Source organism: Rhodospirillales bacterium, assembly GCA_023898765.1.
GTDB lineage: Bacteria > Pseudomonadota > Alphaproteobacteria > Micavibrionales > Micavibrionaceae.
Genome location: CP060238.1, coordinates 1,856,493 through 1,879,293, shown reverse-complemented (window position 1 = coordinate 1,879,293; position 22,801 = coordinate 1,856,493). Strand labels below are relative to the sequence as shown.

General features: G+C 54.5%; 19 protein-coding genes. 13 read left to right on the top strand and 6 right to left on the bottom strand.

Features of this window, described 5'->3' with window-relative positions; translation table 11 throughout:
- The first annotated feature begins 3 nt into the window (after positions 1 to 3).
- The 3 genes from tilS (at position 4) to H6853_09250 (ending at position 3,710) form a co-directional block, all read left to right on the top strand.
- Positions 4 to 987, top strand: a complete 984-nt coding sequence (gene tilS / locus H6853_09260) for a tRNA lysidine(34) synthetase TilS (GenBank protein USO03689.1) — start codon at positions 4 to 6, stop codon at positions 985 to 987.
- The gene (locus tag H6853_09255) at positions 984 to 1,655 is read left to right on the top strand and encodes a hypothetical protein (GenBank protein USO03688.1); all 672 of its coding nucleotides are present in this window, start codon (positions 984 to 986) and stop codon (positions 1,653 to 1,655) included. The genes tilS and H6853_09255 overlap by 4 nt, the downstream gene beginning before the upstream one ends.
- Before the next feature lie 120 nt (positions 1,656 to 1,775).
- Positions 1,776 to 3,710, top strand: a complete 1,935-nt coding sequence (locus H6853_09250) for an ATP-dependent metallopeptidase FtsH/Yme1/Tma family protein (GenBank protein ID USO03687.1) — start codon at positions 1,776 to 1,778, stop codon at positions 3,708 to 3,710.
- Here H6853_09250 and H6853_09245 read toward each other — a convergent pair.
- Positions 3,707 to 4,642 carry a hypothetical protein gene (locus tag H6853_09245; protein ID USO03686.1) on the bottom strand — a complete coding sequence of 312 codons (936 nt, stop codon included), beginning with the start codon at positions 4,640 to 4,642 and terminating at the stop codon, positions 3,707 to 3,709. The genes H6853_09250 and H6853_09245 overlap by 4 nt on opposite strands.
- 90 nt (positions 4,643 to 4,732) lie before the next feature.
- Between H6853_09245 and H6853_09240 the strand changes: the two genes are divergently transcribed.
- From H6853_09240 to sucD, 4 genes are all read left to right on the top strand, one after another.
- The gene (locus H6853_09240) at positions 4,733 to 6,091 is read left to right on the top strand and encodes a phosphoglucosamine mutase (GenBank protein USO03685.1); all 1,359 of its coding nucleotides are present in this window, start codon (positions 4,733 to 4,735) and stop codon (positions 6,089 to 6,091) included.
- Positions 6,088 to 6,357, top strand: a complete 270-nt coding sequence (locus tag H6853_09235; protein USO03684.1) for an ankyrin repeat domain-containing protein — start codon at positions 6,088 to 6,090, stop codon at positions 6,355 to 6,357. The genes H6853_09240 and H6853_09235 overlap by 4 nt, the downstream gene beginning before the upstream one ends.
- Before the next feature lie 141 nt (positions 6,358 to 6,498).
- The gene (sucC, locus tag H6853_09230; protein USO03683.1) at positions 6,499 to 7,704 is read left to right on the top strand and encodes an ADP-forming succinate--CoA ligase subunit beta; all 1,206 of its coding nucleotides are present in this window, start codon (positions 6,499 to 6,501) and stop codon (positions 7,702 to 7,704) included.
- Between the two features lie 270 nt (positions 7,705 to 7,974).
- A complete protein-coding gene (sucD, locus tag H6853_09225; GenBank protein USO03682.1) occupies positions 7,975 to 8,850 on the top strand; it encodes a succinate--CoA ligase subunit alpha in 876 nt (291 codons plus the stop codon).
- 1 nt (position 8,851) lies between these two features.
- Here the strand turns inward: sucD and H6853_09220 are convergent, their stop codons facing one another.
- A complete protein-coding gene (locus H6853_09220) occupies positions 8,852 to 9,277 on the bottom strand; it encodes a hypothetical protein (protein ID USO03681.1) in 426 nt (141 codons plus the stop codon).
- A gap of 559 nt (positions 9,278 to 9,836) precedes the next feature.
- Between H6853_09220 and H6853_09215 the strand changes: the two genes are divergently transcribed.
- From H6853_09215 to odhB, 3 genes are all read left to right on the top strand, one after another.
- Positions 9,837 to 10,358, top strand: a complete 522-nt coding sequence (locus H6853_09215; protein ID USO03680.1) for a hypothetical protein — start codon at positions 9,837 to 9,839, stop codon at positions 10,356 to 10,358.
- Positions 10,359 to 10,474: 116 nt separating this feature from the next.
- Positions 10,475 to 13,375: a 2-oxoglutarate dehydrogenase E1 component gene (locus tag H6853_09210; protein USO03679.1), complete on the top strand. Its 2,901-nt coding sequence runs from the start codon at positions 10,475 to 10,477 to the stop codon at positions 13,373 to 13,375.
- 56 nt (positions 13,376 to 13,431) lie between these two features.
- Positions 13,432 to 14,667, top strand: a complete 1,236-nt coding sequence (gene odhB, locus H6853_09205) for a 2-oxoglutarate dehydrogenase complex dihydrolipoyllysine-residue succinyltransferase (GenBank protein USO03678.1) — start codon at positions 13,432 to 13,434, stop codon at positions 14,665 to 14,667.
- A 24-nt stretch (positions 14,668 to 14,691) separates the two neighbouring features.
- Here the strand turns inward: odhB and H6853_09200 are convergent, their stop codons facing one another.
- Positions 14,692 to 15,663, bottom strand: a complete 972-nt coding sequence (locus H6853_09200; protein ID USO03677.1) for a deoxycytidylate deaminase — start codon at positions 15,661 to 15,663, stop codon at positions 14,692 to 14,694.
- 45 nt (positions 15,664 to 15,708) lie between these two features.
- On the opposite strand from H6853_09200, the gene H6853_09195 reads away from it, so the two are divergent.
- Positions 15,709 to 16,134, top strand: a complete 426-nt coding sequence (locus H6853_09195) for a nucleoside deaminase (protein USO04657.1) — start codon at positions 15,709 to 15,711, stop codon at positions 16,132 to 16,134.
- A gap of 93 nt (positions 16,135 to 16,227) precedes the next feature.
- Positions 16,228 to 17,625: a dihydrolipoyl dehydrogenase gene (locus H6853_09190; GenBank protein ID USO03676.1), complete on the top strand. Its 1,398-nt coding sequence runs from the start codon at positions 16,228 to 16,230 to the stop codon at positions 17,623 to 17,625.
- Positions 17,626 to 18,159: 534 nt separating this feature from the next.
- Here the strand turns inward: H6853_09190 and H6853_09185 are convergent.
- The 3 genes from H6853_09185 to fsa are packed head-to-tail and all read right to left on the bottom strand — an operon-like array spanning position 18,160 to position 20,482.
- On the bottom strand, positions 18,160 to 19,104 hold the full coding sequence (locus tag H6853_09185) for a tyrosine recombinase XerC (protein USO03675.1): 945 nt from the start codon (positions 19,102 to 19,104) through the stop codon (positions 18,160 to 18,162).
- Positions 19,083 to 19,790 (bottom strand): DUF484 family protein, encoded by a 708-nt coding sequence (locus H6853_09180; GenBank protein USO03674.1) that lies wholly within the window; start codon positions 19,788 to 19,790, stop codon positions 19,083 to 19,085. The genes H6853_09185 and H6853_09180 overlap by 22 nt, the downstream gene beginning before the upstream one ends.
- A gap of 35 nt (positions 19,791 to 19,825) precedes the next feature.
- Positions 19,826 to 20,482 carry a fructose-6-phosphate aldolase gene (gene fsa, locus H6853_09175; GenBank protein ID USO03673.1) on the bottom strand — a complete coding sequence of 219 codons (657 nt, stop codon included), beginning with the start codon at positions 20,480 to 20,482 and terminating at the stop codon, positions 19,826 to 19,828.
- A 48-nt stretch (positions 20,483 to 20,530) separates the two neighbouring features.
- Here fsa and H6853_09170 point away from each other — a divergent pair, with 48 nt between their 5' ends.
- Complete coding sequence (locus H6853_09170) at positions 20,531 to 22,744, top strand: primosomal protein N' (GenBank protein USO03672.1); 2,214 nt, start codon at positions 20,531 to 20,533, stop codon at positions 22,742 to 22,744.
- The last annotated feature ends 57 nt before the right edge of the window (positions 22,745 to 22,801 follow it).

Below are 22,801 nucleotides of genomic sequence, written 5' to 3'. Positions count from 1 at the left end.
ATTATGTGCCTGACATTTGAGGATTTAAATCTGGAGCGTTTCGGGCAGGAGCGCTGTGTGGCGCTTGCGCTTTCCGGCGGTCCGGATTCCATGGCGCTGGCGTGGCTTTTGTCATGCTGGTCGGCTGAAGTAAACGGGCCGGAAATTCATGCGCTGACGGTCGATCACGGCTTGCGGCGCGAGAGTGCTGAAGAAGCGCAGCAGGTCAAAGACCGGGTGAAAGACTGGCCCAAAATCACGCCGCATATCCTGTGCTGGAAAGGGAAAAAGCCCGAAAACCGGATCATGGAGGAAGCCCGCCGGGCGCGTTACAGGTTAATGGAAACGTACTGCTGGGAGAAGAATATCTCCTGCCTTTTTATTGCGCATCACCGCGACGATCAGGCGGAAACTTTTTTAATCCGGCTGGCAGCGGGCAGCGGGCTGGACGGTCTTTCCGGGATGAAGGACGTGCAGCCTTATAAGGACGATTTAACGCTGGTCCGGCCTCTGTTGAATGCGGGCAAGGAAGATCTGATAGAGGTCTGCCGTAAAAACAACATTTCCTATGTGGAGGATCCGAGCAATCTTTCGCCGGATTATTTGCGTCCCCGCCTGCGCGGGGCGCGGGAGGTTCTGGAAGCGGAAGGGCTCACGTCAAAACGTCTTGCGCGGACTGCGCAAAGGCTCGGCCGCGCGCGCCGGGCGCTGGAGGAAATTGCGGAAAGGGCATTTGAGGAAAGCCTGAAAGATAAAAACGAACATCGTCTTGTGTTTGACCTGCCGGCGCTTCGCAGGCAGCCGGAAGAAATTTCTTTGCGCGTTGTTTCAAAGGCGATCGCGTATTTGGGCTGCGGGCAGGAATACGGTCCCCGTATGGAAAAACTTGAGGCTTTATTTGACAAGATAATGGAGGACAAGAATTTTAAACCCTGTACGCTGGGGGGGGTGCGGTTTGCAATCAGGGACAAAAACACGTCATTATGGATGGAGAGAGAACATCAATGAAAACCATTCTTCTTTTTTTAGCGGGCCTTTTACTTTCTTTTCCTGCCGCTGCACAGGAAACGGAGAATATTCAGGGCGAGTTCCTGCAGGATATGAGCGCCTGGGGCGATGTGCGCGGCTTTATATGGGGGGTGACGCCGGAAGACGTCAAACATTTCGAGCGCGTTGTTTTGTTTGATGAAATTGAAAACACGCTGTTTTTTATTGATGAGATTAATGGAATCAAAACCCTGATTTCTTATGAATTTATAGACGGAAAGCTCTGGCGGGTCGTTATGGATATGCAAAAAGACGACTATCCCGATCCGCAGGAGATCGTCAAGGATTTCGTCCGCTTTCAGGTCGGGCTGAACAAAAGATATGGCGAGATGACAAGCACCAAGCTCGACTGGTCGAATGATTACTACAAGGATAAACCGGATTATTGGGGGCTGGCGGTCTATAACGGCCATTTGAAAATGCGTATGGACTGGCAGTCCGGCAAAACGGACGTGTCGATGACGCTGGGGGCGGAAGATTACGATTATGATTTCAAAATGACCTTTACCAGCCGGGCCATCGAAAAAGCGGTGGCGGAGGCGAAGAAGGAAGCGAACAGGGCCTCCTCTCTTTTGGCGCCGGATCTTCCGCCTTCATCCGCGCCGCCGCTGGAGGAGAGCGCGCCCTGATTCTTTCTGCGCCTTAATGTCGCCGCCTTTCTCGTAGAAACTAGGCTGAGAGCGACTTTTCATAGACAAACTTCCTGTTTCTCCCTACAGTGGAGGAAGCTTAACGAGAGTGGTTTTAAAATGGATGGATTTGGACGAAATTTAATGTTCTGGCTGGCGATCGGTCTGGTTCTGGCCTTCCTGTTTAATGTGTTTCAGGGGGCGCAGATGCAGCCTTCCGGCAAGGCCGAAAAGCTCGCTTATAGCGATTTTATGGCTGAAGCCAAGGCAGGCCGGATTTCCGATGTTACCGTGAAGGGGCAGGAGATTACCGGACATTACACCAGCAGCGGGGAGAAATTTTTAACGCTCGCGCCGACGGGTGAAAATGTTGCGGGGCGTCTGGACGGAACCGGCGTACGGATCGCGGCGGAGATGGAAGATCCTGAGAAAATGAGCGCTTTTAGCATTCTTCTGTCATGGTTCCCGATGCTTCTTTTGATCGGGGTGTGGATTTTCTTTATGCGCCAGATGAACGGCAAAGGCGGCGGCGGGGCGATGGGCTTTGGGAAGTCCCGCGCGCGCCTTCTCACGGAAAAGCACGGCAAGGTGACCTTTGAGGATGTGGCCGGGATTGAGGAAGCCAAGCAGGAACTGGAGGAAGTGGTCGAATTCCTGAAAGATCCGCAGAAATTCCAGCGTCTGGGCGGGAAAATTCCCAAAGGCGCTTTGCTGGTCGGACCGCCGGGAACGGGTAAAACACTGACGGCGCGGGCTGTGGCGGGGGAGGCCGAAGTGCCTTTCTTTACCATTTCCGGGTCCGATTTTGTCGAGATGTTTGTCGGGGTTGGCGCGTCGCGTGTACGCGATATGTTCGAGCAGGCCAAAAAAAATGCGCCCTGCATTATCTTTATTGACGAGATCGACGCGGTCGGGCGTCATCGCGGCGCGGGCCTTGGCGGCGGGAATGACGAGCGCGAACAGACGCTGAACCAGCTATTGGTCGAGATGGACGGGTTTGAAGCCAATGAAGGGGTGATCCTGATTGCGGCGACCAACCGTCCCGATGTGCTGGACCCCGCGCTGCTCAGGCCCGGACGCTTTGACCGCCAGATTGTTGTGCCGCTGCCTGACGTCAAGGGCCGCGAAAAGATTCTGGATGTGCATATGAAGAAAGTGCCGCTCGCGCAGAATGTCTCTTCGTCCGTGATTGCGCGCGGGACGCCCGGATTTTCCGGCGCGGATCTGGCCAATCTGGTGAACGAGGCGGCGCTGCTCGCGGCGCGGCGCGGCAAGCGCGTTGTCGCGCAATCCGAATTTGAAGACGCCAAAGACAAGGTGATGATGGGCGCGGAGCGCAAATCCATGGTCATGAGCGAGGAAGAGAAAAAACTCACCGCTTACCATGAAGGCGGGCATGCGATTGTCGCGCTGCATGAGCCTGAATCCGATCCGATTCACAAGGCCACCATTATTCCGCGCGGCCGGGCGCTGGGGATGGTCATGCGCTTGCCCGAAGGAGACCGGATTTCCCTCTCTCTGGCAAAACTCAAAGCGGATCTTGCGGTCACAATGGGGGGGCGGATTGCCGAAGAACTGATTTTCGGAAAAGAGAAAGTCACGACCGGCGCAAGCAGCGATATCAAGCAGGCTACCGGCATGGCGCGCTCCATGGTGACGGAATGGGGCATGTCCGATAAAATGGGCCCGCTCCATTACGGCTCCGATCAGGAAGAGGTTTTTCTGGGGCATTCTGTGGCGCAGACCAAGAACGTGTCGGACGATACGGCGGCGCTTGTGGATTCCGAAGTCCGGCGGATCGTCGAGGAAGCGTATGCGCGGGCGGAAAAAATTCTGACCGAAAACATAGACGAACTTCACACGCTGGCCAAAGCCCTGCTGGAATATGAAATGCTGACGGGGGACGAGATCAAGGGCCTGCTGCGCGGGGAGCCGATTATTCGCGACGAACCGGAAGACCTGCCGAAAGGCCCCCGCTCTTCCGTGCCTTCCAGCGGGGACGGGGCGCCGTCTTCAGACACGCCGCCCGGCGGCGCCGAGCCGCAGGGGGTTTAAGAGGGTTGGTTACCTCGGTGCTTTAAGGTCTGAGATGTTGGTGGGGTGAGGCCTATTCGGTTGAGTTCTTCTTGTATGGTAGATTCCAGTTTTCTTGGGCCGATTAAATCAAAATCACCTAGCACACTTTCATAGCTTGTTTCTGCTGTTGTTTCAAAAAGACTGGTGCGCATTCTCCGTTGTTCTTCCGGTGAAGAATTTTTATATTTATTGAACAAGGCGAGGCCAATAAAGGATGCTGTGCCGTGATAGTGCGGTTGCTGGGTATAAAGAAGAGCCTGTTGTCTTTCTGGTTTTTCAACTTTTCCATTTTTTAAATTTGAAAGAACATGAAGGGCATCGGAAAACCTTCCCAGCATGAGTAAGAGGTCTTGTTTTTGATGGTTCTTGGCAGATTCTGCGATTTCTTCTCCCCATTCATGGTCAATTGTAAGGGCATGAAGTTGTGCGTATTGCATAAAAAATGCCTGCCATTCATTGATTAAAGATGGTTGGTCAAGACTGCCAACATGTACGGGAATGTAATGACCAAATTCATGGGTTAGATAAATAACATCATTTATGGTACCGTCTCTCCTGTAATCTATCCCCTTCTCATTGCATCCGCCGCCGCCGTGTCCTGCGATAACGTCTGTTACTTTTACGTTTCCGTATGCAAAAGAGTGATCGAAAATTTGAGCGTATTTTGGTAAAAGTTTTTCCAGAACAGAGCGGGTTTGTTCTTTACTGGTTTCCCAGTCCACTTCTGTTCTCAATGTATCAGGATGATTCCATGAACCCGGAGTGTCGTTAGAAAAGGGTGGGGAATTTTGTATGTAGGGTAAAAGAATCCGGTGCATTCTCTCCATGAAGGAATCCGGGAAGTAGCTTTTTTTAAAACTGTCCTTATAATCCCAATCCGGATGTGAATATTTTTTCCATTCCTTTTTCATGGAGGGAATATAACACATAGTTTAACATAATACAAAAACCACCTCTCAATGCTTTGTTTTTTTACGGGTTTGCGGGTATAAACATTTGCTATGACACGGAAATATTTCGGGACAGACGGTATAAGAGGGACGGCGAATGAGCCGCCCATGACGGCGGACATGGCGCTTAAAGTGGCCATGGCCACGGCGCATGTGATGGGCGCGCGTAACAGGGGCGGCAGGGGGATGAACCGTGCTGTGATCGGCAAGGATACGCGTTTGTCCGGTTACATGCTGGAGCAGGCCATGGCGGCGGGCTTTGTCGCGATGGGGATGGAGGTTATTTTGACCGGCCCGATCCCGACGCCGGCGGTGGCGCGCCTGACCACGACATTGCGCGCGGATGTCGGGGTGATGATTTCCGCTTCGCACAACCCTTATCAGGATAACGGCATAAAGCTTTTCGGGCTGGACGGGTACAAGCTCTCCGACGCTTTGGAACAGGAAATTGAATCGGTTATCGATATGGATCAGGATTCGCTTTTGCCGGGGCCGGACAAAATCGGAAAAGCCACGCGGCTGGACGATGCGCCGGGGCGCTATATCGAATATATCAAACGCAGCTTTCCCAAGGGAGAAACGCTGGAGGGCATGAAGATCGTTATAGATTGCGCCAACGGCGCGGCCTATAAAGTCGCGCCGCAAGTGCTGTGGGAGCTGGAGGCGGACCTGATAAAAATGGGGAACCGTCCCGACGGGCGCAATATCAATGCGGCCTGCGGCGCGACGGATACCGCGGCGTTACAGACATGCGTCGTTGAAGAGGGCGCGGATATCGGGATTGCGCTGGACGGCGATGCGGACCGCCTGATCGTTGTGGACGAAAAAGGCCAAAAGGTTGACGGAGATCAACTGATGGGCCTGCTCGCGGTTACGAAGAAAGAGCAGGGGTTTTTGCAGGGCGGCGGGATTGTCGCGACCGTCATGTCCAATCTGGGGCTGGAGCGTTATCTGGGCGCGCAAGGGCTGGAACTTGTCCGCACGCCTGTAGGGGATCGCTATGTGGTCGAGAAAATGCGCGAAGGCGGATACAATCTTGGCGGGGAACAGTCCGGTCATATTATCATGTCCGATTTCGGGACGACGGGAGACGGCCTTTTGGCGGCGCTTCAGGTTCTCTCGATTGTCCGGCTTTCCGGCAGGCCGACAAGCGAGGTTTGCAATGTCTTTACGCCTTTGCCCCAGATTCTGGAGAACGTCCGTTTTCAGGGTGGAGAGCCTCTCGAACAGGACGCCGTGAAAGCGGCGATCAAAAAGGCGGAAGAGACGCTGGTTCACGACGGGCGGTTGCTGGTGCGTCCTTCGGGGACGGAAAGTCTTATCCGTGTGATGGCGGAAGGGGAAGATATGACAAAAATCAAAGCGGTGGTCGGCGATGTGTGCGCTGTCATTGAAGAGGTAGCGGGATGATGACGAAAGAAGAAGTGCTTTGGCGGGCAGCGCGGCGCGGTGATTGTTATGCCATCCGGCGTCTGGTTCTGGACGGGGTGGATGTCGATGCGCGCGATCCGCAAGGGCGCACGGCCATCAATATTGCGACACAGTACGGCCAGGCGGAAGCGCACAAAACCTTGCTGGCGGCCAGGGAGATGCGGTATCTGGCGTCTATCGGCGATTTGCCGGAGGGCAAATTCTACAGCCGGTTCAATGCCGGGAAAAAAGCTTCCGGCGCCTGATTTTCTCCTCTTTCGTATGCGTTTTGTATGTTTGTCCCCGTTTTGCAGGGGAGGGCTTTGCGCGGGGCAGCGAAAATGTTAAAAAGTATGGGGTCGAAATAGAATCACCTGCGGGCTCTTTCATTAAGGAACGGATTTTTCATGAATATTCACGAATATCAGGGCAAGGAATTGCTTAAGAAATACGGGGTGGCTGTGTTGGATGGCCATGCGGCTTTCACGGTAGATGACGCGGTTGCTGCGGCGGAAAAACTGCCCGGTCCGGTCTGGGTTGTGAAGTCGCAGATCCATGCGGGCGGTCGTGGCGCCGGGCATTTCAAGGATGCGGGTGATGATAAGGGCGGCGTGCGGGTGGTGAAATCCGTTGCCGAGGTGAAAGCGGCTGCTGAAGCGATGCTTGGAAAAGTGCTGGTGACCAAGCAAACGGGCGAAGAGGGCAAGGAGGTCAAACGCCTTTATATCGAGGATGGGTGCGATATTGATCGCGAACTTTACTGCTCCGTTTTGCTGGATCGGGGAACAAGCCGCGTGACCTTTATGGTATCGACCGAAGGCGGCATGGATATCGAAGAGGTGGCCAAAAAGACGCCGGAAAAAATTATCAAGGTCGGCATTGATCCGGCGACGGGGATGATGCCCTTTCATGCGCGGAAACTGGCGTTTGGGCTGGGGCTGTCCGGCGATGCGCTCAAATCCTGCATAAAATTCATGCTGGCGATGTATAAGGCGACGATGGATCTGGATGCCTCTATTGTCGAGATTAACCCGCTGGTCGTGACGAAAGGGGGCGACCTTGTTGCGCTGGATGCGAAGATGAACTTCGATGACAATGCGCTTTTCCGGCAAAAATCCGTTGTCGAGATGCGCGATGAAGAGGAAGAAGACGCCAACGAAAAAGAAGCCAAGGACCATGATCTTTCCTATGTACGCCTGGACGGGAATATCGGCTGCATGGTGAACGGGGCGGGGCTGGCGATGTCCACGATGGACATTATCAAGCTTTATGGCGGGGAGCCGGCGAATTTTCTGGATGTCGGCGGCGGCGCGGACGCCGAGCGCGTGACCGTCGCGTTTAAAATTATTCTCTCGGACCCCAATGTGAAGGGGATTTTGGTCAATATTTTCGGCGGTATCATGAAGTGCGATGTGATTGCCGAAGGCGTGATTGCGGCTGCCAGGGAAGTGTCCTTGAATGTGCCGCTGGTTGTGCGTCTCGAAGGGACCAATGTTGAAAAGGGAAAAGACCTGATGGCGGGGTCCGGTCTGCCGATTATTGCGGCGGATGATCTGGGGGATGCGGCCAAGAAGGTGGTGGAAGCCACGCAAAAGGCCCAGGCCGCTGCGTAACGATTTAAAAAGGGAGCGTATATATATGTCTAAAATAGAAGATGACTTTTCTAAGGGGGCTGACTCAGAGCCGCCCTCAGGGGGTTTTACACATTTGGGGAAATCAACCGGCGGCGTTGTCGGGTATGATAACGGGCGTAGTGGCGGTAGAGATTCGACCGGGCGGTTTGAGACAGGTCCGGACGGCAGGAAGAACCGTATCTGGCAGCCATCGTAAATTTTGGTCCGCTTTTGATCCGCTGGTGACGTTCAAATTAAAAAGGAAAAAACATGTCTGTACTCGTTGATAAGAATACAAAAGTCATTTGTCAGGGTTTCACCGGTTCGCAGGGGACCTTTCATAGCGAGCAGGCCATCGCATATGGAACAAAAATGGTGGGCGGGGTGACGCCGGGCAAAGGCGGGTCGGAGCATCTGGGCTTGCCTGTGTTTGATACGGTGGCGCAGGCTAAAGAGAAAACGGATTGTAATGCGAGCGTGATTTACGTGCCGCCGCCTTTTGCTGCCGATGCTATTTTAGAGGCCATTGATGCCGAAATCGAGCTGGCCATCTGTATCACCGAAGGGATTCCCGTTCTGGATATGGTGAAGGTGAAACGGGCGCTGCAGGGTTCGAAAACGCGGCTGATCGGGCCGAACTGTCCGGGGGTGATTACGCCGGGGGAATGCAAGATCGGGATTATGCCCGGCCATATCCATACGCGCGGGAAGGTCGGGATTGTGTCCCGCTCCGGGACGCTGACCTATGAAGCTGTCGCGCAAACGGGCGCGGTCGGTCTGGGGCAGACGACCTGCATCGGTATTGGCGGCGACCCTGTGAACGGGACGAATTTTATCGACTGTATCGAAATGTTCATGGATGACGATGAAACGGAAGCCATCCTGATGATCGGGGAAATCGGCGGTACGGCGGAAATCGAAGCGGCCGAATTTTATAAATCCCTGAAAAACAAGAAGCCGATTGCAGGCTTTATTGCCGGGGCGACGGCGCCGCCGGGGAAACGGATGGGCCATGCCGGCGCGCTGATTTCCGGCGCCGATGATACCGCGCCTGCCAAGATGGCGGCGATGCGGGCCGCCGGCTTTGTTGTGTCGGACAGTCCTGCCGGGTTGGGGCAGGCCGTCAAGGAAGCAATGGCCGCTTAGTCTAGTTTTTCGTAGGAGAGGGCGCCTTGGCCCCATAGGCAACGTACACTCCTTCACGCACCATATTGCGTAAGGCTTGTTCGGCTTTTTGATTCAACGTTTTGGCCACTTCGTTTAATGGTCGTAATTTATTGCTGCTTTCGTCCATGACCATGACGTTGGAATTTGGTGCCACAAGATTGTTAAAAGCAAGATATAAGGTGCCGTCAATTCTTTGGGCTGAAAAGCTGGGGTACGTGTAAAGTCTTTTGTCTGCCGGAGACATAAAGATTGTTTCGGAAGCAAGCTTAAAGGCAGTACAAATTTGTTGTTCCTGATTTTGTGATGTAATTGCGGAGATATTTTTCTCTAGGATGTTTAGTCCTCCTTGTAAATAGGCTGGGAGATGCGAGAAGGAGGTGCGTTCATGAGCTTCGGTATCAGACATAATAAAACTCTTCTTACGATGTTAAATTCAAAACAGCTCTATACCTAAAGTCTGCCTGTGTATATGTCAATAAAAGGCGCGTATTGATACGGAAAATATTGCCGGGTGGCAGGCCGGGCCGGTCTTTTTTGCCGCTTTTTCAGGGATTTACCTCAAATTTTAGGCGTCAGTCTGTGGCGCTTTTAAGGCGCTAACCCTTTGATTTAATGGAATTTATTTACATAACGTGAAGTCGCCTGAGGGGAGTCCTCGGACAGGGGAGATGGCCTGGGACGCTGGCCTCTGCCTTGCAAGCCTTCAGGGTGGGTATAACGGGTTTAACTGGTCAGGGAGAAAACAGATGACGAATACAATATATGTGATGGGCACAGGATTATGGTTGATGGCGCTGATGATGGTTGCGGATGGAAACTTTATGGATACCGCTGCCGCGGCGATTTTAAGCCTCACCGGATTTTAGAATTTTAGCGTTCCACCCTTCCCTTCGGAACCTGGCGGGCTGTGTTTCAACGCAGCCCGCCTCTTTTTTTACGTGTGATTTTGGTGTAGTCTTGCCTCCATGTATTTCTTTGACGATTTTATGGAAGAAGATCTGGCGCTGATTGTCTCGCTGCCCTACCGTGTGGGCGCGTGGATCGGCGGCGTGGACGATGTGGAAGGGGACAGGGATGACCGCAAGGAGGAGCGTGCCCTTCTTTCCGTTTTGCAGGGGGTTGCCAAAGAAGAGAAGGCGACCCCTTTCGTGAGCGCGGTTGTCGATCAGACGCTGACATACAGGCATATGTGGGACGCGTGGAAGGCCCTTGAGTCGCGGATTATACCGGACATGGAAAAGGCGCTCCGCCTGATGGAAGCGCGGCTGCCGGACGAAAATATCAGGAATTACAAAGAGATGTTGTTGCGGATCGCGCGCGTTGTTGCGCAGGCTGCGGGTGAGTTTGAAGGTGGCGAGGAAGTGGGCGGTGGCATGATGAGCCGTCTTCTGGAGCGCTTTTCGGATCCTCTCGCGGATGAGCCTGAAAACATTAGCGCAGCGGAAGCGGCAGCTCTTCAGAAGTTAAAGGAAAGTCTCAAACCCTGAAAGAGAGAGGGGTTTTCGGTTTTCTTGTACCTTTTCGCGTATCTATTTGTCTGTGCTGCTGTTCGATTCTCAAGTCAACGCAATGAGGGAGGGGCTCCTGTCCCCGAAAGGTCAATATGTCTGGTAATCTTTCTTTTCTAAGCGGGTCCACGTCCGAATATATGATGCATCTCTATGGCATCTACCTTAAAGACAAAAGCAAGGTCGATGCGAGCTGGCGGGATTTTTTTGACACGCTGGGCGATCAGGAAGTCTCGCTGCTGCGGGAGCTGCATGGCGCAAGCTGGACGCCGGAGACGCACAGGAAAGACAAAAACGGTTTTAGCGATTTTGAGCAGGCGACCCATGCCCTGCCGGATAACGTTTCCGGGGAACCCCGTCCTGCGACGAACGGCTTTGCCGCCGGATTAAGCAAGGAGGAAGTCCATCGGGCAACGCAGGATTCTATCGGGGCGCTGATGATGATCCGCGTCTACCGTGTGCGCGGGCACCTGATCGCCCGTCTCGATCCGCTGGCGCTGAAAGACAAGGATTACCACCCTGAGCTTGATCCGGCGCATTACGGGTTTTCGCCTTCGGATTACGACCGGCCTATTTATATCGGCGGTGTTCTGGGGATGGAAACGGCGACTTTGCACGAAATTCTGGCGGCGCTGAAGGAAACCTATTGCGGCACCATCGGGGTGGAGTTTATGCATCTCACGGATCCGGATGAGAAAACATGGATACAGCAACGTATAGAAGAGCCGCGCAATCACACGGATTTTACGATCAACGGAAAACGGGCGATCTTGCAGCGTCTTACGGCGGCGGACACGTTTGAAAAGTTTCTTCATACCAAATATGTAGGGACCAAGCGCTTCGGCCTGGACGGGGGGGAGGCGCTGATCCCCTGTATTGAGCAAATTATGAAGCGGGGCGGGCAGCTTGGCCTGAAGGAGATTGTGCTGGGGATGGCGCATCGGGGCCGTCTGAACGTTTTGACGAACGTGATGGGCAAGCCCTTTACGGCCGTGTTCAGCGAGTTCCAGGGGAACTCCAGCGTTCCCGACGATGTGCAGGGCTCCGGCGATGTGAAGTACCATATGGGGACGTCGAGCGACCGTGATTTTGACGGCAATGTGATTCATCTTTCCTTGACGGCGAACCCTTCCCATCTGGAATTTGTAAACCCTGTTGTTATCGGAAAGGTGCGGGCCAAACAGGTCCAGCGTGAGGACCGCGAGGCTGTTGAGGTTATGCCCTTGCTGCTTCACGGGGATGCGGCCTATGCGGGGCAGGGGATTGTGGCCGAAACGCTGATGATTTCCGAACTGCCGGGCTATCGTGTGGGCGGCACGGTTCATATCGTGATTAATAACCAGATCGGTTTTACGACCATGCCGGAATATAGCCGTTCCGGTCCGTATTGCACGGATGTGTCGAAAATGCTGGCGGCGCCGATTCTTCATGTGAATGGCGATGATCCGGAGGCCGTTGTCCATGTGGCGCGGCTGGCAACGGAATTCCGGCAAAAATTTCGCAAGGACGTTGTGATTGATATGTTCTGCTATCGCCGTTTCGGTCACAATGAAGGCGATGAACCGGCCTTTACCCAGCCGCTGATGTATAAAAAGATCAAGGACCATAAAACGACGCGCGAGATTTACGCCGACCAGCTTGTCGCGGAAGGCGTGATTTCGGAAGAGGAAGCGCAGGAAATGGTCGGGGAATTCACGGACTTTCTGGAAGAGGCTTTTGAGGCAACAAAAAGTTACAATCCGTCCAAAGCGGATTCGCTGGACGGGGAATGGTCCGGGTTCGGGTTGCCTCCCGGCGGAAAGCGCAGCGGGCGTACGGCGATTCCCGAAGCGGATCTGCAGCATATAGGAAAGGTTTTGACGAATGTTCCGGAGGGCTTTAACGCCAATCCGAAAATTGTCCGGCTGTTGTCTGCGAAACAACAAATGTTTGAAAGCGGCGAGGGGTTTGACTGGGCGACGGCGGAAGCTCTGGCGTTTGGAAGTTTACTTAAAGACGGATACGGCGTCCGGCTGTCGGGGCAGGATGTCGGGCGCGGCACTTTTTCCCAGCGTCATGCCGTTATTTACGATCAGGAAACGGAAGAAAAACATTTCTTCCTGAATTATGTTTCTGAAAACCAGCCGAAATATGAGGTTCATAACAGCCCGCTGTCCGAAATGGCTGTGATGGGGTTTGAGTATGGCTATTCTTTATCCGATCCGCGGACGCTTGTGATGTGGGAAGCGCAGTTCGGCGACTTCGCAAACGGGGCGCAGGTCATGATTGACCAGTTTATTTCCGCCGGGGAAACAAAGTGGCTGCGCATGTCCGGTCTGGTTCTGCTTTTGCCGCATGGTTATGAAGGGCAGGGGCCGGAGCATTCCTCCGCGCGTCTGGAAAGGTTCCTGCAGGCGTGCGCGGAAGATAACTGGCAGGTGGCCAATTGCACGTCTCCTGCCAACTATTTTCACATTTTGCGCCGGCAGATGTGCCGTGATTTCAGGAAGCCTTTGGTGTTGATGACGCCGAAATCCCTGCTGCGGCATAAATTATGTGTTTCGCCGCTTTCCGATTTTTCGGGAGAAAGTATTTTTCGCCGTACCTTGTGGGATCATGACCGGGAAAAACTGGCGCCGGCGGATAAAATCAGGCGCATCGTGTTTTGTACGGGAAAGGTTTATTATGACCTTCTTCAGGAGCGCCGCGACCGGAATATCGAGAATATCGTCCTGCTCCGCGTGGAACAGCTTTATCCGTTTCCGGCGGATTTGATCGCTAAAGAGCTTAAAACCTATCCAAATGCGGATGTGGTCTGGTGTCAGGAAGAACCGAAGAATATGGGTGCATGGTCCTTTGTTTCTCCGCATATTGACGATGTTATGGAAGAGGCCGGGCATAAGGCCGGCCGTGTGAGATATATCGGGCGCGCTGAAGCTGCTGCGACGGCGACGGGCCTGATGTCCCGCCATGTGGCGCAGCAAAAGGCGCTGGTGGATGAGGCATTGAGTGTTTAGGTAAGAAGGCGTAACTTACTGAAGTCGGTTTTTAACTTTTTTAAAAGGTATATCTTATGACCCAGATTGTTGTTCCCACCCTTGGAGAGTCCGTTAGCGAAGCCACGGTAGCCAAATGGCTTAAAAAAGAGGGCGAAGTTGTCAGTGCGGATGAGCCGATTGTCGAGCTGGAAACCGATAAGGTGACGCTGGAAGTGAATGCGCCCGAAGCGGGGACGATCCGTAAAATTATTGTCGCCGAGGGGAAGAATGTCGAGGTGGGGGCGATTCTTGGGGAGATTGGCGAAAGCTCTGCGGCGAACGATTCTGCGCCTGCGGCTGCCGAAGCGCCTAAAAAGGAAACGCCTGCGGCCTCAGCGGGCGCCGAAGAGGAGCCGAAGCTGTCTCCGGCTGTTTTGAAGCTGGTGAGCGATCATAATCTGGATCCGGATAAAATTCCGGCCAGCGGAAAAGACGGGCGTCTGACCAAGGAAGATGTGCTGGCTTTTGTGAATGACGGCGGGAGTGCGGCGGAAACGCCTGCGCCGCAAGCCGTGTCGACACATCCTGTTGAGGTTTCTGCGGCGCTCGAAACGCCGCGTGCGCCGGGTGAGCGGGAAGAGCGTGTGCGCATGACCCGCCTGCGCCAATCGATCGCAAAGCATTTGAAAGATGCGCAAAACACGGCGGCCATGCTGACCACGTTTAATGAAGTGGATATGGGCGCGGTGATGGATCTGCGCAAGGAATATAAAGACAGCTTCGAGAAAAAACACGGGGTGAAGCTGGGCTTCATGTCTTTCTTTGTGAAGGCGGCGGTCAATGCCCTGAAAGAAATTCCGGCGGTCAATGCCGAAATAGACGGCGATGAACTGGTTTATAAAAATTATTATGATATCGGGGTGGCGGTGAGTACGCCGCAGGGGCTTGTGGTGCCTGTGGTCAAGGATTGCGATGACAAGTCCATGGCGGATATTGAAAAATCCATTATGGATGTGGGGACCCGCGCACGCGATGGGAAACTGTCGATGGACGAAATGAAGGGCGGCACCTTTACCATCACCAACGGCGGTATATTCGGCTCCCTTCTTTCCACGCCGATTCTAAACATGCCGCAATCCGGTATTTTGGGGATGCATAAAATCCAGCCCCGCCCCATGGCGATGCCGGACGGAAGCGTCGAGGTGCGGCCGATGATGTATCTGGCCCTGTCTTACGATCACCGGGTGATTGACGGGCGCGAGGCGGTCAGCTTCCTGGTGCGGATCAAGGATGCGATCGAAGATCCGCAGAGGCTCCTGCTGGATATTTAGTGGTCAGGCCGGGGGACAGCCCCTTTAGTTATATCTTAAAATGCCCGCATCTTTCAGTTGCCGCATCGCTTCGCGGCCATGAGGATCCCGGCATCTTTGGAAATCGCCCACGGTAATGCGCTTGATGCCCGCGCCGACCAGATTGACCTGCTCCCGTGAGGTTGGGACTTGAGAACAATAGAAATATCCGGGTTCCGGTTTTAGTCCCCTTCGGGCCATGAACATAAGGGTCCGGTTTACGGGCTCCTGAATAAAGCTGTATTTCCCGATCGGGGTCAGAAGGTCCAGGGCTTCGTCCGGGTCGCTCATGGAATATCCCCGGACGGCGTGGGCGCGCGCAACAAGGGAAAAAAGGGCGCTATCGTTATCGCGGGCCAGGGCGATCGCAAATTTCCGGCGGCTATGGTCTTTTTCCGCTTTCTGGACAAGCTGCCGGAGCAATGTATCATCGGCTTTCAGGATGGGCTGCATATCGATAGGGCTGTCTTCCGGCGGAATGTAGCTATAGGGCACCTCCAGAATAGGAACAAGTTTTTCGTCCTCGCGGCGAAGTTCGTACACGCTTATGCCCGCATGTTCGCAAATCTGCATCGACATGGTGTCGAATTGCTCTCCCCGGCGTTTAAAGAAGTCCTTATCGAATCCTTTATGGTCGATATAGATGGTTTTGACTCCCGCTTCGGCAACGTTTTTGGCGCAGTTCGGGCAAAAAGGGTCGGTGATGCAAAGGGAGGCGTCCTCTGTGGCTTGCGGCGCGTTTAAAATACAGGCCGTTTCCGCATGGATAGTTCCCGAAGAATTTCCGATTTTTTTCTCTGTACCTATTTTTTCTTTGATTTTTTCCGGCCAGTGATTGGTGCAGGAGATCGAAAATCTTTCATTGAACAGGGTTGCTGCGACTTTGTTATGCGGGTGCTCGCTTGTGTGGACGATGTCCACAGCGGCTTGCATCTGCTGAAAAGGCGTCTGAAGGGGAGCGTCTTGTTTTTTTAACATCGGCCCATTATACAGGGAATTATGCAATGCGACCACAATCATTATATGAAACGGGCCTATCGTTTGGCGCTTGAAAGTTATCGGGAAGGGGGCTGTCCCATTGGCGCCCTTCTCGTCGATGACTCGGGCCGGATACTGGGTGAAGGACATAATATGCTGGTGCAGGAAGGCAACCCGATTCTCCATGGGGAAATGGCGGCGATGCGGGCGGCTGGCCGGCATGAATCCCGCCGTGACACCACAATGTATACAACGTTGAGCCCCTGCATGATGTGTGCGGGCACGATTGTGCAGTTTAAAATTCCGCGTGTCGTTGTGGGGGATGCCGTCAATTCTGCAGGAAATATTGAGTTTTTACGGGAGCGCGGGGTGGAGGTCACCGTTCTGGAGGATCCGGATTGCATTGCGCTGGTTAAAAAGTTCCGGGAAGAAAAGCCGGATCTGTGGCTCGAAGACTGGGGCGGCGCTTAACGTTGAAATGCCTGAATTCTCTGAATAAATCTTTGCAGCGCTCTTGCTTTTTCGGAGGGTTGCGCTAGCCTCTTTCTGGAACAGGAGATAAGCATGAGCGACCAGAATTCTTACGATGTGATTGTCATTGGGGCCGGCCCGGGCGGCTATGTCTGCGCCATTCGCTGCGCGCAGCTGGGGATGAAAACGGCCTGTGTCGAAAAGCGCGAAACGCTGGGGGGGACATGCCTCAATGTCGGCTGCATACCATCGAAAGCGCTTTTGTCGGCGTCTGAAAAATATGAAGAGGCGGGGAAGCATCTGGCCAAAATGGGCGTAAAAGTGACCGGCGCGGAGGTCGACCTGCCGGAGATGATGAAATTCAAGGAGTCCGTCATCGGTGCCAACACGCAGGGCATTGAATTCCTGTTTAAGAAAAACAAGGTGGACTGGCTCAAAGGGGCGGGAAAACTTTCCGGCGGCGGCAAGGTGGACGTGGCGGGAAAAAGTTACAGCGCCAGACACATTGTGATTGCCACGGGTTCCGATGTGGCCGGTCTGCCGGGCATTGATATTGACGAGAAAAGAATTGTCTCTTCCACGGGCGCGCTGGAACTGGAGAAAGTGCCGGAAAATATGGTTGTGATTGGCGGCGGGGTTATCGGGCTGGAGCTTGGCTCCGTCTGGGGCCGTCTGGGCGCTAAAGTGACGGTCGTGGAATTTCTGGATGAAATCCTGCCCGGAATGGACGGGGAAATCCGTAAGGAAACGCGCAAGCTTCTTCAAAAACAGGGGCTTGATTTCAGGCTTTCAACGAAGGTGACATCGGCGGTATCCGGCGCGGCGGGCGTGGATTTAATGCTGGAACCTGCGGCGGGCGGCGCGGAAGAAAAGATCTCTGCGGAGATTGTGCTCGTGGCTGTGGGACGCAAACCCTACACGGAGTCCCTTAATCTGGAGGCGGCGGGCGTGGAGCTGGACGAGCGCGGCCGGATCAGAACCGATGGGCACTTCAAAACAAGCGCCGAGGGAGTCTATGCGATTGGCGATGTGATTATCGGGCCGATGCTTGCGCATAAAGCCGAGGATGAAGGCATGGTGCTGGCCGAAATGCTGGCCGGGCAATCGGGCCATATCGATTATAATCTTATTCCCGGCGTGGTGTATACGCATCCGGAAGTGGCCTGCGTCGGCCGGACGGAAGAACAGCTCAAGGAAGACGGCGTGCCCTATAAAGCCGGGAAATTTCCTTTCATGGCGAACGGGCGGGCGCGGGCGATGGGGTGCACGGACGGGTTTGTCAAAATTCTGGCGCATGCCGAAACGGACCGCGTTTTGGGCGCTCATATCATTGGCCCTGAAGCCGGGACCTTAATCGGCGAAGTCGTGCTGGGGATGGAGTTCGGCACGTCCGCCGAAGATATCGCTCGCACCTGTCATGCGCACCCGACTCTGGAAGAAGTGATCAAGGAAGCGGCTTTGGCCGTTGATGGCCGCCCGATTCACATGTAGAGGCTCTCTGGGAAGAAACGACAGCCCGAATATAAGGCGGCGGCGTGTATCTTTGGCCTGTCGCCTTTTTCGCCATGGCGGGCTTTATATGTGATTGGTCCGCGATATTTATAACGGGGTATTGTCTTAGAATGCTGACGTTCGTTATCTGACCGGCCTTGTAAGGCCACTGCCCTTCGAATCCATCAGGATCAAGAAGATCAAGGGCAACGATAACAGTCCTGTTCCGGTGCCTGAGCAGAGATAAGGCCCCTAAAGGATCATCTTTCAAGCGAACAGAATGGAATTTACAGTCACTATTGTTTTCGTCCGGCCTCTGCCGGACCGGTAATGTTACAAACAGGTAAGAGTGCTCTTTCTCACCACGGCATTCGTTATACAATCTTTCCAATTCTGCTTCAAACACGGTCGGAAATTGGGGCAGACGCGGATCTCGCATGTTTTGTACCTTAAAAATTACAACGATAATTCTTTCACATAACATCACTCAAAAGCGGCCGCAAGCTTTTTTATGTCTTACGCCGCCGGGGGCGTTTACCCTCTCGGATGGCATTTCCTGTAAACCTCCATCAGCTTTGCGTCATTCACATCCGTGTAACGCTGGGTCGATTTGAGGGAGGCATGGCCGAGGAGTTCCTGAATTTCCCGTAAATTTGCTCCGTTTTGGAGAAGATGCGTGGCGAAGCTGTGACGCAGGGCGTGCGGTGTAGCCGTCTCCGGCAGGTTGAGCGTTTTGCGCAAATCCCGCATGGTCTTTTGGGCCACGCCCTGATTCAGGCGTTTTCCTTTTGCCCCCAGGAAAAAGGCGCGGGCCGGCTCTTCCGGGTAAGGGCAGCTTTTACGGTAATTTTCAAGGACGGGCTCGATCTGGGACAGGACAGGAACCTGACGTTCCTTGTTTCCTTTTCCGGTGACGCGCAAAAATCCGTCGCGGGGCAGGTCTTCGATATTTAAGGTCAGCGCTTCGTCGATGCGCAGGCCGCAGCCGTAAAGGAGCGTGAACAGGGCCTTGTCGCGGCGTTCGGTCCATGTATCGTCCGGCATGTTTTCCAGCAGCCGGAAGGCCTGAATTTCTTCGAGCGGGCGGGGGAGTTTGCGGGGCTGCTTGGGGCTGCGCACATTTCCGATGGAGGCGTTGTGGGCGATGCCCTGCCTGTCCATCCAGCCGATGAAGTTTTTAACGCCGGAGAGCGCGCGGGCGCGCGAAGCGCTGGATGCGCCGTCAATGGCCTGCCGCGACATCCATGCCCTGAAATCCGCAAGGGAAGAGCCGGAGAGGGCGTCAATCGAAAGGGCCCTGCCGTCATGCCGGGCGAGGAAAGTCAGAAATTGTGAGACATCGCGCTGGTAAGCTCTTAGCGTATGGGGGGAGAGGTTCTTTTCGATTTTGAGCCATCTGTGCCAGTCCTGCAGGATTTTGGCAAGGTCGGGGGCGCAGAGGGCGGAAAGGTCCGGTTTTATTTCGGCAGTGTCAGCCATGACCTGAAAATCCGTTCAAAGGCGCGGGCGAGGAACATGACCATTTCCGTGCCCTGCCCGTCCTGAAACATGAGGGGGTCGCGGCTGCCGAAGACCAGAAGGGCGGGCGGCGTGTCCCTTGAAATATCGATGCGCAGAAGGGCCTGGGATTGCACAAGATTCGCCCCGCCGCCATAAATGGCTTCGATGCCGCTGATATTCGATTGCAGCAGGATATTTTTGCCTTGCATCCATTTATCGACCGTTCCTTCCGGAAGGATGCGGATTCCGTTGGTGGAAATGTGGGGGATGTCATGTCCGTTCGATTCAACCAGAAGGGCCGAGATATCGGTGTCGAGCATGGCCGAAAGATCCATGGTCGTGATATGGATGAATTCGTCAAAATTCCGGGCGTCCAGAAGGCGCAGGACGGTTTCGTGGATTCGCTGCTGGTTGTTCATGTTGGAGCGGGCGTTTTCCACGATTTCCCTGGTAGTTTCCAGCACATCTTTCTTGTCCGATTTCAGGCGGTCGATCAGGAAGGACTGGAAATCCGCCACGTTTTTTCCATTGCTGTTTTTGGGCGGGATCAGAAAATCGCAGACCTGCGGGTTTTCCTGCAGGAATTTCGGGTGGGCGCGTAGAAAGTCCACGACTTCCTGGGCGGTTATGACCGGCGCATCTGTTTTCGGCGTTGAATCGCTCATGCCCTGATTTTACCACAGAGAAAGATATTCTGTTTTTACAAAATGCTTTGCCCGGTTTTTTTCCAGTCTTCGACGAAGGCGGCAAGCCCTTTATCCGTTAAAGGATGTGCGTAGAGCTGGCGAATGACGCCGGGAGGGCAGGTCACGACATGGGCGCCCATTTTGGCGCTGTCCACGATATGCATCGGATGCCGGATAGAGGCCACCAGCACCTCGGTATGGAAATCCGGGTAGTTGTCGTAGATGGTGCAAATTTCGGAAATCAGCCCCAGCCCGTCCTGCGAAATATCGTCCAGCCGTCCGACGAAAGGGGAGATAAAGGTTGCGCCCGCTTTGGCGGCCAGAATAGCCTGAGCTGCCGAGAAGCACAGGGTGACATTCACCATGGTGCCTTCATCAGAAAGCTCTTTGCAGACTTTCAGGCCGTCCGGCGTAAGCGGCACCTTGATCGCGACGTTATGCGCGATTTTTTTCAGGACGTTTGCCTCCTTGAGCATGGTCTCATAGTCTGTCGCGGCGACTTCGGCGCTGACGGGGCCTGCAACGACAGAGCAGATTTCCTCAATCAGCGGGATGAAATTTTTCCCGGATTTGGCGATCAAGGAGGGGTTGGTCGTGACCCCGTCAAGCAATCCCGTAGAGGCGAGATCTTTAATGTCATCAATATCTGCTGTGTCGACGAAGAATTTCATGATGGGCTCTTTCCTTTTATATGAATCCTGAGCATCATAGGTAACCATATGCAGACACTTTTTCAAGAAGAGGATGACATGCTCTCCCGGGAAACAGGGAGGAAGTCCGTTCTTGTCCCGTATCCTGTGGACAAAGCGTATGATTACGGTGTGCCGGAGGGGCTGGAAATCTGCGCGGGGGCGTATGTCTGTGTGCCGCTGGGACGGCGTGAAATTCCGGCGGTGGTGTGGGGGGAGGCGGAAGGCGGCGTTTCGTCCAAAAAGCTTAAATATGTTTTATCCCGATACGATCTTCCCCCCATGCCGGAGGCTCACCGCCGGTTTCTGGACTGGATGGCGGGCTATACCATGGCGGCCAGAGGGAGCGTTCTGAAGCTGTCCTTAAGTGTGCCCGGTGCGCTGGAGCCGCCAAAGCCTGTGACGGGGTATGTTTTTTCGCGTGCAGGGAAGGAGGGAGAGTCGCTTTCTCCTCAGGCCCGCCGCGTGATGGAAATTGTGTCGGACGGACTGCCACGGCGGGCGGGCGAACTGGCGGAGGAAGCGGGATGTTCTTCGGGGGTTATCAAGGGGCTCTTTGAGAAAGGCTATCTCAAACAGATTAGCCTGTCGGCGCCGGCGCCCTGCCGCTTGCCAGACCCGGAGCGGCCCGGCCCTTTGCTTTCTTCCGTGCAGCAGGACTCTGCCCGGGACTTAAAAGAAAAAGTCAAAACAGGCCGTTACAACGTGACCTTGGTAGACGGTGTGACCGGAGCGGGAAAGACGGAAGTGTATTTTGAGGCGGTCGCGCAGGCTTTAAGGCAAAACAGGCAAGTCCTTATTTTGCTTCCTGAAATTGCGCTTTCCAATGCGTTTTTAGACCGCTTTAAAACCCGCTTTGGCTGCGTTCCGGCGCTTTGGCATTCTTCCCTTTCTTCGGCGCAGCGCAAAAAGACGTGGCGCGGCGTGGTCACCGGGGAAAGCCGTGTGGTTGTGGGGGCGCGCTCGGCCCTGTTTTTGCCCTATGCGGATCTGGGGCTGATCGTCGTCGATGAGGAGCATGATCCCGCTTATAAACAGGAAGACGGCGTGATTTATCATGCGCGGGATATGGCGATTGTGCGGGCCAGTTTAGGGGAGATACCCGTTGTGCTGGTGTCGGCAACGCCGTCGCTGGAGACGATTCACAATGCGTGGGAAGGGCGCTACAGCCATCTGAGTCTGCCGGATCGCCACGGGGGCGCGGATTTGCCGGAGATTCATCTGGTGGATCTGCGGCAGGAAAAAATGGCGCGCCAGCATTTTATCTCTCCATCCTTGCAAAAAGCGATGGCGGAAACGCTGGAAGCGGGACGGCAGTCCCTTTTATTTTTGAACCGGCGGGGTTATGCGCCGCTGACGCTGTGCCGGACCTGCGGGCACCGTTTTGAATGTCCGCGCTGCAGCGCCTGGCTGATCGACCACCGCAAGACGGGCAGGCTTCATTGTCACCACTGCGACCATTTTGTAGACCGTCCGCTGACCTGTCCTTCCTGCGGGGACAGGGAGTCGCTGGCGGCTTGCGGTCCCGGTGTGGAGAGAATTATGGAGGAGACGAAGGAGTATTTTCCGGAGGCCCGTATTTCCGTGCTTTCCAGCGATACGGCCGGGACGCATGAGCAATTGAAAGCTCTTTTATCCGATATTCAGGATCACAAAGTCGACATCATTATCGGGACTCAGATTATTGCCAAAGGTCATCACTTCCCCAAATTGACTTGCGTGGGGGTGGTGGATGCGGATCTGGGGCTGTCCGGCGGGGATTTGCGCGCTACGGAGCGCACCTATCAATTGCTGCATCAGGTGGCGGGGCGCGCGGGACGGGAAGATATGAAAGGCCATGTCTATCTTCAGACGTTTAACCCGGAGGCCCGCGTGATGCAGGCGCTGGCGGGCGGGGCGCGCGATGAATTTTTACGGGTGGAGGCGCAGGAGCGGGAGAATTCCGGCATGCCGCCTTTCAGCCGGCTGGCGGGTGTTATTGTTTCAGGACGTGACGAGGCGCAGGTGGTGGAGGTTTCGCGGGCGCTGGGACGCACCGCGCCCCAAAAGGGCGAGGAAATACAGACGTTCGGGCCGGCGGATGCGCTGATGTACCGTCTGCGCGGAAACTACCGGCGGCGTCTGCTGGTGCGGGCCGATAAGAAAATAGATATTCAAAAGGCAATAACGCACTGGTTAAAAGGGATAAAAATCCCTTCCTCTGTGCGCGTGTCTGTCGATATCGATCCCCAGAGTTTTTATTAAAAACCCGCCTTATCATGCTGGCAGGCTTATCTTTTTTGGGGCTTGTCCAGAAAGATT